Raw genomic sequence first — 13599 nt, 5'->3', positions numbered from 1 at the left:
ACAAACTCTTCTCGAAGTTTCATTGTTGAACACTCTTTCCAAGGCATCCCGGTCCCTCCCTGAATGCCATGTTAATGTGTCAACCATCTCTCCGAACACCTGTCACCTATGTCTCCGGTATGTACACTTGATGCGGGACCCAGCAAACCTCACGTGCTCTAAACGTTCATGAAAACACACCCGCAAACAAAAGCCTCTCAACGACCCAGCGCACCACCCCTCGGTGTCTTCCCGGCCCCCGAGCCGGGATCCATGAGGCGCCACGTCACACTCAGCCGCTCTTCTTGTCCAGACTCCATCTCATCAGTACTTCCACCAATGCCCTTGCGTACAGCTCTGGGTCCCGGATCATCGCTCCGCTCGTCCGGGATGACATCAGAGAACAGCGGCTCACAAAACACCGCTGTCATCATGCTCTTGGAAAGAGATCTGTAAGATAAGAAATCCGGTTTGCGGAGGGGGCAGGGGAAAAATTATAATGCATGGGATAGATGGTCTAAATTATCTTACATTGAGAAGATCATGCAGAAAGTGGCTGAGCTTTCTACTAAAAATTGCTAAAAATAAAAATACAATTGATTGGGATGGGTTTGTCGTTAGTATCTGCGAAATGTATTCCACACAACGTATGTCGGAAATAGAATATGCCTGTCGTAGATATTCCAATTACTGATTTGATCATCAATAGCGCAAACGACCGACATGGTGAGCTAGCAGATGAGGTCACGGCAATAACTTGGCTTTTTGACCAAAAGGAAAGCCATATGAAGAACCTCGCTAAAGATATTACCGACCAGAGACAAGTTTTTGAGCTCCCGCTAGTTTGTCCAGAAGGTGATAGGTTTATTGTTTATGACGGAAACCGACGCGTAACCTGTTTAAAATTGATCGCATTCCCGAATTTAGCACCAACTCTTAAGCTGAAGAAGTTTTTTAGCAACTTGTATCAAGAGTGGAGTGGTGCGCCGCTGGATATAGTAACTTGTCAGGTCGAAGAAGAGCGAGATCGGATTGATGATATTTTGTTTCGACGACATACAGGTTCTCAAAATGGAGTTGGGCAGTCAACTTGGGATGATCGTATGCAGCGAAACTTTATCGTGCGTACAGGAAAGCAAGCCAAGTACGATGTTGCTGAACAAGTCGAAGATTATCTAAGTAAATACAATCTTCTTCCTAACGATAGACAAATTCCTCGTTCAACAATGAACAGACTTTTCTCATCTGAGCAATACAGAAACCGAGCTGGTATAAGTATAGTTGATGGAAAATTGTATTTTACGCATGATCAAGAAGTGGCAACGAAAGCATTAGAAAGAATATCTCAAGACTTAACAAGTCGGAATGTTGTGCTAGGCGATCTATGGGACGCTCCCAAAAAGAAAGCTTATTTAAATCAATTGGCTGTCGAGGGGCTGCTGCCAAATGCCCATGATGCTCTTCAGGAGCCAATAATCGCGAAAAAACTTAAGGTGCCTATTGAGAAAAAGAAGACAGAATCAAAGCCGAAGGAAGTCAAAACGGCAATTGTGAAGAAGCAAAGTAGAACGACGCTTATTCCTCAAGTTGACTATGGCATTTTATGGCAAGCTGCGACACAAAAACACAAGAGTATATGGGATGAGTTGCAGTTTTCGCTGCTGCTGAGCAAGCATTCAAATGCCATTTCAGTTGTGTTTCGAGTTCTACTCGAAATCAGTATTGATCACGCTATTTCTGTATTAAAAATTGAAACGTACCCGAATGATAAATTGGCTAACAAAATCAAGAAAGTGACAGATTACTTCCAAGTGCAGGATATTCTCACCAAAAAGGATAGCCTTGAGATTAAAAAATTCCAGAATGGTGAGGCGTTAATGTCAGCGGACACCTTACATCGATACGTTCATTCAAGCCATTTTGTTGCCTCTCCAGAGCATCTAATTTCAATGTGGGATTGTTTAGCTAAGTTTATCGTTTCTTGCATCAATGCCTCCACACCACCCCTACCCGCAACAACTCCCCATTGACACCGCATGCATCTGCGGCCATCCTGTTTTTCGAGGCTTCACAACCTCTCCAAACAGCGGTTACCGCTCCCGATCGACTAGCGGATTTTTTGTGCCTGCTTTATAGGTAGCGCGCAAACCCTTTGCTATGAGCGGGAGGGCGGTGAATACAATACCTCCTTCGGGGGGGAATAAACTCGCCTGTCTGTTTGCAGGTTGTGAACCTCCCGCTCGCCAGCGGGCCGTCACAAGCTTGCTGTCGTCGCGGTCTTTCAACACCCTACAAACAGAGGGATTGAGAATGGACGATACCGCATGCGCATGTAGCGCCACAAACACGCTTCAAAACGAAATTGACGAAGTCATCATAGCCGTCTCGGATTTGCAAAATCTGACTTATATGCAGCAATTAGTGCTGAATGAGCGGATGCAGGAATGCCGGGAACGCGATGCTTTGTTCACTCTGCAACAAGCCTTACGCGACCGACTGGAAGCATTAAGAAAGACCTGCGGAATACTGGAGCGGGTCGCCCATCCGCAGCCAAAAAAATCCAAACTATCGCTTCTTGAATAAGCTAGTCTTTGCCTGAAACTTAAACAGGCAAAACGGCTTAATCCCATCACACGCGCAAAACCGGGTGTTCCAACCACCCGCCCATGCGCACTCACGCACTGTGCCTTTCGATGCTCCGGCGATCTCACAACACCCCGTGTCATCGCCCGTGCACACAGCACAAAATGAGCATCCTGCTGGCCTGCGGCCGGGCAACCAAGCCCGCAGGTCAGCGCCTTGGTAAATATGACCCTAGCAGCACGAACAGGTGCGAGCTATTCCCCGGACCTAAGGAGCCACAGCACCTCAGCTTGAAGCGAGCCATACTCTGCGCAAACCCATCAGTCGGTTATCTCGATCTTTCCGCAGGCCTCATCAGAAAAGCTCTTTGGCTTCCACTGCTTACCTGCCAAATACGTGTAGCAAACCTTGATCTTGTTGATGGCAACACTGCTGTTCACGTCACTATCTGCATCAAGCGGGTTCCTGTCGAGTATGACCAGATCAGCCACTTTGCCCTGCTCCAGCGTGCCAACCTTGTCATCAATCAGCGTTTGCTCGGCAGCAACGGCGGTAATGCCCTTCAGGTTCTCATAGATGGACCGACCATCCCGGTTTCCAGCCCACTTGCTGTCAGGCATATCTTTGACCTGACTGCCCTTGATATCTGGATAGACCCAGGTGTTGCGAGTGACCATCTGCTCAACATACCAAAGCGGATTCACCGGCGCGATAGGTGCATCACTGTGCAGCGTGAAGGGGATGTTATCGCGAACATCCAACGTGGTGGCATCCAACGTCGGCGCCCGCCCGTTAGGGTCTCCGTCCGCACCCAAACTATTGAGATCCTTACCATCCAGCAGGCTAACAAACCCACCGCCCCAATACCCGACATGACCGGTAAGGTGTGACACGATGAAATTCAGAGGAAGGCCTCCCTCGTTTTTGCAATGCACCCGCCTTGCAACTTTGGTCAGCTCCCACAAATACTGCGCAACTGAACTGGGTGAAGTCGCAGGGTCCCCTCCAACAGTCGCGTGAATAAGCGTCACAGGATACTCGTTGCACCGCCCGGTACTCAGCCCCAATGTGGTGATCGCAACGGCCTTGATCGCCTTGTCGCCATTGGTGTGGATTTGAATAGGCCAGCCTTTGCTCCAGAAGGGCTGCAAAGCCGCCAGAAAGCTTCCATCCCCTCCGGCAATCTTGCTCAAATCCGGCTCTTCATCATTGTCCGGCATAAAGAACTGGTAGTTCGCGCCATGCGAGCCGGTAACGGCAGTCTTCTTGCCATTCTCCTCATCCACGCAAATGCCATTTATGTTGTAACCCTCAGTGAGATAAGCCGAACACCCCTGCGTTGAACCATCCGCCCAGAACTTGATGCCTGTCGCACCGTAGCGACCCTGCGTGTTCCTTATCAGCGTCGTATTGCTCAAAACCTCCTCTGGCCACAAAGATGTCATCTCCGCCTCGGCAATCTCAACCGCTGTTTTACTATGCTCATTGGGATCAATCGCCGTAGCCGAAATAAGCGTACGAATACGGAACGGAGCGGTGAAATTGCCAGCCTCATCTTTATGCAGCGCAACGTCTTTGTTGAACTGAATGATAGGAACAGTGAAGCCACCACCATTCACAATGGTCGTGACACCAGCCGCCGCAATCTTTTCAACCACCGGAGCAACGGCCTTGAGGCCTTCTGCGTAATCCATGAAGAAGAAGGGGCTACTGGCAGGCACACCTGCCATCTCCTGAATTTTCGCTACAAACGGCCTGTAAGCCGCTTCCTCCTGCAGTAAGCCGGAATAATAGGCGTTCCCGTCCTGACCAGTATAAACCTCCCATTTGCCAAGAGGGTCTGGCGCGGGCATGTCCTTGTTCCTGTTTATCTCCGGCCCACAAGGCCAGGCAGTGCAGATATTGGCAGCAACAAACGCATTCCCATTGACATAGGCAACGTGCCCGGACTGATCCAGAATAAGCACAGGATGCGCATCAGCACCCTCAACACTCTCACTGATTTCCTCAGTGGGACGGGAGCGGAAAGCAACAACGCGCTGGATCTCATCTGGTGTGACACCAAACCGTGAAGGATCAATGCCATTTCCCACAATCCAGGCCTGTTTTGTGGGCGTCCCATCCGGCGCAAAAGGCACCCAGCGATTGGTTGCACTGTTCAGGACATTCCACGTCCAATCAAAACCAGTCTCAATACTGCCATCATATTTGCAAACGGTTTTGTCTCTAAACCGCGGGTCAACCTGGTTGTCATAGGTGCGGTAGCTGTAAGGTTCTGGCAAACAAGGAGAAAGGTCAGCAACCGCAGCATAGTTCACCACAAGCGGCATATGCATATGTGGCTCAATAAAGCCGGGCATTAAGGTTGCCCCACCCAAATTGATCTTGGTAACAGCGCTGTCGGATAAATAGGTTTGGTAGTCTTCGTCCGACTTGAAGATCTCAGAGATTTCGCCATTTCGAACAATCAGCGCTTTGATTGTTTTGCGTCGATCCGCCTTCTCATCGGCCATTGTTAGAATATCGCCGCCATAAAAAAGCGTTTGCGGCTCAGCCTGCGCCTGAGAGAGCGCCATCATCAAAACTGCCGGAGCACAGGCGACCAAAAACGATGCCCGCCGTTTGACCGTGCTGCCTCTACGCCTGGCAGTTGGAAAGCAGATGGATGCAAGCATGAAAACCAAATCTCCAATTGATGACAAACACATAATTGCCATTGGAGATTGTAATCTGATGTACGCTGATCCCTGATTTCAGCCAACCCGCCGCAAGTTCCAAGCTTGCCTTACAAAATCTAACCCAAGCCCCCCACAAAGAAGCCTTTCTTGAAAGAAAGCCTTATGTTTTAGGTGTACTTCACTTGCTCAGCCGACCAACCTATAACAAACGGAATAAAGAGAGGCATAGAAATGCCCTCTTTATTCGGGAACTGCTTTGTAAACCGCGGGCTTCAGCGAGAGGTTCTGCTCCAAAGGTGATCGCAGCTCGAAACAAGCGGGTTCCTCAGAGAAGTTGTAGACACGGACAAGCACAAACCGCTCCGGCTCATCTTCCGAAAAGCTCAGTTCATTCTCGGAGATGTAAAATGGTGTTTCCCGCCCACCATTCGTGGTCTTCACCTCAATGAGCCGCTCAGTACCATCAATTTCATAAGAGCGGATGTCATACCCAAGCCCATCGCCTTGCTCTTCAGAAGCCCAAATGACTTTCTCAGCTAAGTCAGGTTTGCCAGCTTTCTTCAACCGTTGCTGCTCAAGTTGAACAACATATGCCTCACCTAGCTTGCCAAGTTCCCGATTGCTCGCATCCCGCTCCGCATAATCCAGCTTTTGCGCCCGACGAACCACATTGCGAGGCTTGGTGAGCTCAATCGTCGAAGCTTGGGACGGTGGCGGAGCGATGTACTCCTCGGGTCCTTCATCAAGCTCCAGCCGTGTTTCTGGAACTTGCTGCAAGTCCTCCTGTTGTCGTGCATCTAAGTGCCGTTGAACTGCATCTTTGAGAGATTTTTGATAATGTTCGGCTGGACTGAGGCCAGTGATCCATAGTTGATTGCGGTCTTCCAGAATAGCACTTACATTCTGCTGTTTACGTCCAATGGCTTTCACCTACCTTGGAATAGAGCGCGCAAGTTCTCTCTGCCGAGCAGCCTTATTGAAACTCTGACCTTGAAGCCCCAACTTCAGCATTTCAAAATACTCAGCGACAAGAAGATCATTCTCCTCGTCTGTCCAATCATCTGCGCCCATGAAAATCTCAAATCAAACATTGTTTGAATTGAAGTTAGCACGTTCATTCTACAACCTTAAGTAGGCTTATGAGCCTTATCTCTCATCCCTCATATAAAGCTCGTGGGGCAATCCATCCTCTGTGAAGACTTTGCAATAGCGAAAGCCTGCGCATTGAGAGCAGTGGAGTGCAGAGGTGTTTTCGGGTCGGTGACCAACGCAAAAGAACTGATCCTCAACGCAGACAAGCGGCTTCACATGCTCAACTGCAGCATTCAGCATGACTGTTCCTAGTTGTTGGCCTAGGGAAGCAGGATCGCCGATGTAGTAATCGAAGCTAACACCAGCTGTTATGCCAATTGTACCAATGCCGTACTCTGGAAAGTCGCGGTTCAGATACCATTGCAGATAACCGAAGGGCGCGCCGTTAAGCTCCGCGATCAGGCAGTTGGTTGGATGGTTGTTCGAAACGCGGCACGCATAGCGCTCTGTTACTTGCTCAAGCGTGCTGGGCTCACGCTCATAAAAGGGCCGCAGATGGGGTTGGTTGAGTCATTCATGCAATAAAGGCATGTCCGAGACGGTAAGGGCCCTCAGTTGAACAGTGATGCTTTGCGCCTCGCTCATGACCAATGCCTCCGTTTTCCCTGCGTTCAAAACTCTAGCCCATCCAAACTTGCTCCAACAGGCCCCAGACAAAACAAACCCCGCCATAAAGACGGGGTTTGATAATATCCGGCGGACTTGTAGGGCATCAAGGCCGGCAGGATTACCTTGCTGGTCTACCAGCCGCAGGATTTGCCAGAATTTTGCTCGTCCAGATAAGCTTGGAGTGGAGCAAAATATTCTAAAATAGCTGTCGCGTCGGCTTCCCGGCTTCCGGTGAAGGCCTCCAGGCTGTCCTGCCATGGAAGCGCAGCGCCTGTTTCCAACATCGCGTTGAACTTCTCGCCAACTTCCTTGTTGCCATAGATGGAGCACGCCGCCAGCGGTCCTTCCCATCCGGCAAGGCGACAAGCCTCACGGTAAAACTGGAACTGGAAGATGTGCGCCAGGAAATAGCGAGTGTACGGCACGTTGTTTGGAATGTGGTACTTGGCACCCGGATCAAACGCATCCGCAGCACGGTCAACCGGAGCCGCAACACCTTGATACTTCTCGCGAAGGTCCCACCAGCCATCGTTATAGGTGTCTGGAGTCAGCTCACCGTTAAACACCTTCCAGCGCCACTGGTCCACCAGCAAGCCAAATGGCAGAAACGCGATCTTGTCCAGCGCCTGAGCCAACAGGATGTTGGTGTTGACCTCTTCTGAAGCATCAAGCGGCAGAAGGCCTATCTGCTTCAGGTACTTAGGCGTAATGGACAGGCTCACCATGTCGCCAATCGCTTCATGGAATCCGTCGTTCGGATCATCCTGATACATCGGCGATTGGTGATTATAGGCGCGCTGGTAGAAGTTGTGACCCAGCTCGTGGTGGACGGTATTGAAATCCTCACCCGTCACCTCGGTGCACATTTTGATGCGCAGGTCATCCTTGCCATCCACATTCCAGGCAGATGCATGACACTGCACATCACGATCACGCGGTTCGGTAATCAATGAGCGCTCATAAAACGTCTCAGGCAGCGGGTCAAAGCCAAGCGAGGTGAAGAACCCTTCCGCCGTTTTCACCATTCTGAGCGGAGTATAGTTCTGTTCTTCCAGCAACTTGGTCAGGTCGTAGCCTTGCTCGTCTCCATCAGCAGCGACAAGCGGATAGATGTTGCCCCAGGATTGAGCCCACATATTACCCAGCAAATGCGCAGGAATTGGCCCGTCCGCAGGTACTTTATCGGCCCCGTAATGATCTGCCAACTTATCGCGTACATAACAATGCAAGCTGTCGTAAAGCGGCTTCACTTCACCCCAGAGGCGATCAACATCCTGCCGGAATTCATCCGGATCCATGTCGTATTTGGAACGCCACATGGAGCCAGTGTCTTTAAAGCCCAGCTCACTGGAACCCTGGTTGGCGATGCCGACCATCTCCGTGTACATGTCCTTCATAGGCGGAGAGACAGTGCGCCAGCCTTTCCAGACTTCCAGCAGCTTATCGTAATCACGACTTGTCGCCATGATGCGGCTGAGCTTGGAAAGAGACAGCGCCTCGCCATCAATCTCATACTTGCCCGTGCCGTAAATGGTTTCCATCTCGGTATTGATCTGCGCAAGCTTCTTGATCTTGGCAGGGTCATTCTCAGGGGCAGGCAATGTCAGGTTCAGCTTCAAAAGCTTCATTTTCCGAGCAAGGTCTGGCGGAAGGTCAAGGCCGTCATACTGCTTGGTCTGATTGGCAAGAGAAACGTAGAGCTTCGTGGTGCGCTCCGACATTAACGCATTCAGCCAGTTGGTGTCATAGGTGATGAAATTAGCATTCACCCAAGCAACGCGGCCCGCTTCTTCGCCGATCTCCTGAATGGCTTTTTCGGAGGTTTCAATAAACGTTCTTGCATCCTCAACGCTGACTTTCTTCTCGGCGTCAGCCTGTGCTGAACTCAGCGGAATGAGAGCGAGTGAAAGTGCGGGCAATACAGATAACAACCGCTTCAAGGCAGCCTCCCCAACCATGGCATATTTTAGAGATTTCAGATGCATTTCTAATGCATAATCTCTCTGTTATGCCGTTACGGTAAGGGTTTTATCCCGTAAGTCTAGCCCGTTTCATCGCGATATTTCTCCTATTTTGGGAGTGATCTAGCAAAATTATTGCATTAGCAATTTAGAAGAATCTTCAACACTGAGCCCGTTTCACGCACATAGCTGCAAAGCCTGAAACGGTATAATGATTGCGGTTAAAACGACATTTTGAGTAAGTGACAGCCCTCCTTGCGAGTCGAGGTAAACTTCATGTCGTTCTATCTCCAGAAGTTGTTCGCTCTTCATTTGACACCGGATGAGGACAAAGAAAACTCTGCTTCTGCTCTGGCAACGGTTCAAACATTCGCCGTAACGTTTGGTACCGCTCTCGCGGGCCGCATTGCCAACTCAGCCTTTTGGCTCTTCTCCAGTTTCGCGGTCTTTGGCATTCTCGGCATATTCAGCACATGCAAAATCACCAATTGGCATGCATGTGCCGACCTGAAGAAGGCTGAGGCACATTTCTAACCATATGAAGAAAAAAGAAGTTCCGCCTCCATTCATGCTAGTGCCCTCCTAAAGATCTAGCAATGCATGCTTAAGGCAATCGTTAGATTTCTGGTTACCCTAAACGTAAGTTAGAAATCTCACTGTGATACCTCCCTCAAATCAATATGAGGAGAAGTGTCATGTTGAGGAAGCTAGGCGCAGAATTTGTAGGAACCTTTGCTCTGGTCTCCGCTGTGTGCGGCGGGGCATTGGTGTCCTATGCACCGGTTGAGTGGTATGGCGGATCTGGCTTGCTGGGCGTTGCCTTTGCGGTTGGTCTTTCAGTTGTCTGTATGGCTTACGCGTTTGGCAATGTGTCAGGTGCTCATTTCAATCCATCGGTGACCATCGGCCTTTGGGCTGCAAAACGGTTCCCAACCTCAGATGTGGTCCCCTACATCATCGCACAGGTTATTGGCGGCACAGCAGCAGCCTTTGTATTCTGGATCATTCTCGCCCATGGCCCGGGCGACCCTCCGGGCTTTGCTTCCAACGGTTATGGAGAGCATTCCAACGGTGGCTTTTCTGAAATTGCGGTCGGCATTACCGAAATCACAGTCACAGCGCTGTTCTTGATTGTTATTATTGGTGCAACCTCCAAAAAAGCACCCGCAGCCCTCGCTCCGCTTGCCATCGGCCTGATGCTGACATGCATGCACATTATCGCGATCCCCATCTCGGGTGCATCTTTAAACCCGGCTCGGTCCACGGCAACAGCGATTGTCAACGGTGGTTGGGCACTGGACCAGCTTTGGTTGTTCTGGCTGGCACCAATAGTTGGAGCGCTTATCGGGGCGGCAGTCTGCTGGATCATCGGCACTTGTGGTGGTGAAGAAACAGATTAACCAACGGAGATGCAATCGTTTTTTGGCCTCCTTCGCAGTCAGGAACCTGCGAAGGAGGCTTTTCTGATGAATGCACTCAATCCCCAGCTAGGGAAAAACCCTCAATTTAAAACTTGACTATTATATTCATGTTTATAAAACACGGATAGAAACAACGTTTGCAGAACGCAAACACAAGCTAGCCAAAGCAGCGTCTCAGCCAGCCACTCCCATAAAAATTCAGACTGAGGCGACCATGTCCATTTCGCGCTATTCCCGTGCGGCCCTCCTGGCCAGCACAACTCTTTCGCTCGCCCTGATTTCTGCGGCTGTTTCAGCGCAGGAAGCTACACAGCCTGTTGCAGCCGACAGCCCTGCGACTATGCTGGATGAAATCATTGTTTCAGCAGGTAAAGAGAAGGTGGCGATTGATACACCTCAGGCTGTGACTTCAGTCTCTCAGGAGCAAATTGAAGCAGCCCAAGCAAGCACATTGGGTGAGATCCTCGATGCGGTTCCGGGGATCACCACCATAAATGCCGACAATGCGCTGGGGCAGTCCATCAATATTCGCGGCATCGGCTCTGCTCTCGGCTCCGGTGAAAACCGTAATATCATTCAAGTGGATGGCGTCACCTCCTACTTCGAGATGTACCGTGCAGGCTCTTTCTTCTTCGATTCTGAATTGCTTAAGGAAGTCGAAGTTCTGCGTGGACCGGCTGCCTCCACATTGTTCAGCGCAGGCGCGCTTGGTGGTGTGGTCAGTGCGCGTACGAAAGATGCTAGCGATTTGTTGGAGGGAGATGACAAACTGGCCGTCCGCACCAAAGCCATGTGGGACTCGAACGGCAATGGTGCGCGAAGCGCAGTTACAGTCGCTGCTCGACCTCTGGAAAATCTGGAGCTATTGGTCAACCTGAACTATGGCCGTGATGGAGACTATGAGGGTGCTGATGGCGCAGACCTCGGCAACTCCCGCATGACAGATCTCTCGGGCCTCGCCAAGTTGAAATACAGCTTCGGTGTCGATAACGATCAATCTCTTACTGCAAGCTATTTCAACGTCAATAAGTCTGGGTATGGCCTATATGACCAGACAACCTTTAGTCCCGGATTTGGTTATGCGGACCAAACCACAAGCGAACAACAGGCATTGCTTGCTTATGAAAACGCTTTTTCTGGCAATGATTTGTTGGATGTAAAAGCACAGGTATCCTGGAGCCAGACCAAGCGTGATTTGGATGATATTACGTTCCGCGCAGGTCCTGGTGCTCCTTTGGGAACTGAAGCTGAGTACGTCTACAACAACTGGCAGGCAAAACTGGAAAACACATCGGAATTTCGGCTTTCCGAAGGTGTACAGACCTACTTCACCTACGGGGTGGAAGGGAAATATCAGGAGCGCCTCAACCCGCGTCTGAATCCGGATGGAAGCTCAACGCCGGGCTCCTCATCTCATCCAGAAGGTGAAACACACACTCTTGGTGTGTTCGGGCAGGCTGAGTTTGTAATTCATGACCGCCTTACACTCATTCCTGGAATGCGTGTTGACCATTCTCGCCTGAAGCCGGGGACTGGCGTGGCTCTGCGTAAAGATCTGGATGAGACGGCCTATTCTCCAAAACTTGCAGCAATTTACGAGCTGACAAACTGGCTGAATGTCTTTGGTTCTGTTGCACACACAGAACGCATGCCAGTTTTGGATGAAGTTTTCTCGGGTGATGGCTTTACCGATCTCGGAAAAGAAAAATCTAACAATTTTGAAGCTGGCTTAGGCTTTAAATTCAATGACGTATTGTTGGAAAATGATAGCCTTCGCTTCAAAGTAACGGCCTTTTACAACAACATCGACAACTACCTCTATTCCTCTCGCGATCATGCAACGGGCAAGACAATCACAACTGCTATTGATGAGGCGCGGATCAAAGGCATCGAATTAGAAGCAGGTTATTCCTCTGACAGCTGGTACGGCAATCTGGGTGCTTCAGTTACACGGGGTGACAACCTTTCTGATGATGAATATCTGGATAGCGTAGCGGCAGATAATCTTTTCCTTTCAGTAGGATATAAGATTACTGACTATAATCTGGATGTTTCCTGGCGCTCTGATTTATACGCAGAACAGGATCGCGTGAACGATGCTGACGATGCTTCGCCAGGTTATGCGCTGCACAGTGCGCGTTTAGCCTGGAAGCCTGAAGATGGGTTCCTTGCAGGCTCAGAAGTGCGCGCAAGCGTGACCAATATCTTCGATCAGAAACACACAGCGCATCTGAGTGAAACCGAAGGCAAAGGTCGGTCCTTCAAGCTTAGCTTGGCGAAAACGTTTTAAGCCTCTCTTCGGTGTGCTGCAAATGCAGTGTGTCTGGCAATGCTGGTGAGACAGGTTTGCCTGAATGGGGCTAGGCCTTCTGTGGCGGAAAGGCCGGGATCGGCGGGGAAGAAATTCTCCGCCGTTTTCTTTTGTAACTCAATTAAGTTGGATCAGCCGTGCTCAATTTCCAGCATTTCACTCCATGTTTTTGGGGTGTCGCCGTTGAGCGGGTTCTTTGCAGAGCGTTTGTACTTGATGGTTTCAAAGTGCATGCTCAGTGTGTCTGCCAGCAACAAGCGCCCAACCAGACCTTCACCAAACCCAACGATTTCTTTGATCACCTCAAGTGCCTGCAGTGTACCAACCAGGCCTGTCAAAGCACCCAGAACGCCTGCCTCTGTGCAGGTCGGGATGGAGCCAGCCTCAGGGCGTTTGGGGAACAGGCAGCGATAAGTTGGGTTGATGTAATTGCCCTCATCATCGCGCTCAAATGGTTTCAGTAGCGTAACAGAGCCGTCAAACTGGCCCACAGCAGCCGTAACCAAAGGACGGCCAGCATAAAAGCACGCATCCGAAACGAGGTAACGGGTGGCAAAGTTATCAGAGCCATCAACCACGATATGGTAATCGTTGATCAACGCCATGGCATTTTGCCCACTAATGCGTGTCGGATGCGGAACAACGCGCACATTCGGGTTCAGCCGAGCAATCGCCTCCGCTGCACTGGCAACCTTAGGCTCGCCAAGCTTCTCCGTGTCATGGATGATCTGACGCTGAAGGTTAGACAGCGAAACAACGTCATCATCAACAATACCAATGGTGCCAACGCCAGCCGCCGCCAGGTATTGCAGAACCGGTGCGCCCAGTCCTCCAGCGCCGATTACCAGAACGCGCGCAGCTTTAAGTTTCTGTTGCCCAGGACCACCGACATCTCGCAGGACGATGTGGCGGGCATAACGTTCCAGTTCAGAAGCTGTAAGGGAAAGCAATTGGGACTCCAGTAG

The 13599-nt window shown here is 50.4% G+C and carries 10 protein-coding genes and 1 pseudogene; 5 read left to right on the top strand and 6 right to left on the bottom strand.

Annotation, left to right across the window (positions count from 1 at the left end; genetic code table 11):
* Positions 1-197 precede the first annotated feature (197 nt).
* Positions 198-410 carry a hypothetical protein gene (locus PsAD5_RS27470; RefSeq protein ID WP_153041426.1) on the bottom strand — a complete coding sequence of 71 codons (213 nt, stop codon included), beginning with the start codon at positions 408-410 and terminating at the stop codon, positions 198-200.
* Between the two features lie 234 nt (positions 411-644).
* Between PsAD5_RS27470 and PsAD5_RS27465 the strand changes: the two genes are divergently transcribed.
* Both PsAD5_RS27465 and PsAD5_RS27460 read left to right on the top strand, forming a co-directional pair.
* The gene (locus PsAD5_RS27465) at positions 645-2009 is read left to right on the top strand and encodes a hypothetical protein (protein WP_063294374.1); all 1365 of its coding nucleotides are present in this window, start codon (positions 645-647) and stop codon (positions 2007-2009) included.
* A 280-nt stretch (positions 2010-2289) separates the two neighbouring features.
* Positions 2290-2562, top strand: a complete 273-nt coding sequence (locus PsAD5_RS27460) for a hypothetical protein (RefSeq protein ID WP_063294373.1) — start codon at positions 2290-2292, stop codon at positions 2560-2562.
* Positions 2563-2882: 320 nt separating this feature from the next.
* Here PsAD5_RS27460 and PsAD5_RS27455 read toward each other — a convergent pair whose 3' ends face one another.
* From PsAD5_RS27455 to PsAD5_RS27445, 4 genes and pseudogenes are all read right to left on the bottom strand, one after another.
* Entirely contained in the window at positions 2883-5237 is a 2355-nt protein-coding gene (locus tag PsAD5_RS27455; protein ID WP_193778177.1) for an amidohydrolase family protein, read from the bottom strand.
* A 243-nt stretch (positions 5238-5480) separates the two neighbouring features.
* Positions 5481-6017 (bottom strand): DUF3883 domain-containing protein, encoded by a 537-nt coding sequence (locus tag PsAD5_RS27450; RefSeq protein WP_193778176.1) that lies wholly within the window; start codon positions 6015-6017, stop codon positions 5481-5483.
* 369 nt (positions 6018-6386) lie between these two features.
* Positions 6387-6830 (bottom strand): annotated as a pseudogene (locus PsAD5_RS28915) (GNAT family N-acetyltransferase); the annotation flags it as partial.
* A 242-nt stretch (positions 6831-7072) separates the two neighbouring features.
* Positions 7073-8881, bottom strand: a complete 1809-nt coding sequence (locus PsAD5_RS27445; RefSeq protein WP_063294412.1) for a M2 family metallopeptidase — start codon at positions 8879-8881, stop codon at positions 7073-7075.
* A 297-nt stretch (positions 8882-9178) separates the two neighbouring features.
* Between PsAD5_RS27445 and PsAD5_RS27440 the strand changes: the two genes are divergently transcribed.
* The 3 genes from PsAD5_RS27440 (at position 9179) to PsAD5_RS27430 (ending at position 12613) form a co-directional block, all read left to right on the top strand.
* The gene (locus PsAD5_RS27440; protein WP_063294370.1) at positions 9179-9436 is read left to right on the top strand and encodes a hypothetical protein; all 258 of its coding nucleotides are present in this window, start codon (positions 9179-9181) and stop codon (positions 9434-9436) included.
* Between the two features lie 161 nt (positions 9437-9597).
* On the top strand, positions 9598-10302 hold the full coding sequence (aqpZ, locus tag PsAD5_RS27435) for an aquaporin Z (RefSeq protein ID WP_063294369.1): 705 nt from the start codon (positions 9598-9600) through the stop codon (positions 10300-10302).
* Positions 10303-10537: 235 nt separating this feature from the next.
* Positions 10538-12613, top strand: coding sequence for a TonB-dependent receptor domain-containing protein (locus PsAD5_RS27430; RefSeq protein ID WP_063294368.1), 2076 nt, complete (start codon positions 10538-10540; stop codon positions 12611-12613).
* Between the two features lie 152 nt (positions 12614-12765).
* On the opposite strand, the gene PsAD5_RS27425 is transcribed toward PsAD5_RS27430, so the two are convergent.
* Positions 12766-13584, bottom strand: a complete 819-nt coding sequence (locus PsAD5_RS27425) for a HesA/MoeB/ThiF family protein (protein WP_063294367.1) — start codon at positions 13582-13584, stop codon at positions 12766-12768.
* Positions 13585-13599 lie beyond the last annotated feature (15 nt).

The sequence above is a fragment of the Pseudovibrio sp. Ad5 genome, assembly GCF_001623095.1.
Classification (GTDB): Bacteria; Pseudomonadota; Alphaproteobacteria; order Rhizobiales; family Stappiaceae; genus Pseudovibrio.
The sequence above is the reverse complement of the archived record's forward strand: the minus strand, read 5'-3'. Positions and strand labels throughout refer to the sequence as shown.

Coding starts and splice junctions, on each gene's coding strand:
- aqpZ (WP_063294369.1), top strand. CDS start 9,598: ATGTTGAGGAAGCTAGGCGCAGAATTTGTAGGAACCTTTGCTCTGGTC.
- PsAD5_RS27455 (WP_193778177.1), bottom strand. CDS start 5,237: ATGCTTGCATCCATCTGCTTTCCAACTGCCAGGCGTAGAGGCAGCACG.
- PsAD5_RS27470 (WP_153041426.1), bottom strand. CDS start 410: ATGACAGCGGTGTTTTGTGAGCCGCTGTTCTCTGATGTCATCCCGGAC.
- PsAD5_RS27460 (WP_063294373.1), top strand. CDS start 2,290: ATGGACGATACCGCATGCGCATGTAGCGCCACAAACACGCTTCAAAAC.
- PsAD5_RS27465 (WP_063294374.1), top strand. CDS start 645: ATGCCTGTCGTAGATATTCCAATTACTGATTTGATCATCAATAGCGCA.
- PsAD5_RS27430 (WP_063294368.1), top strand. CDS start 10,538: ATGTCCATTTCGCGCTATTCCCGTGCGGCCCTCCTGGCCAGCACAACT.
- PsAD5_RS27440 (WP_063294370.1), top strand. CDS start 9,179: ATGTCGTTCTATCTCCAGAAGTTGTTCGCTCTTCATTTGACACCGGAT.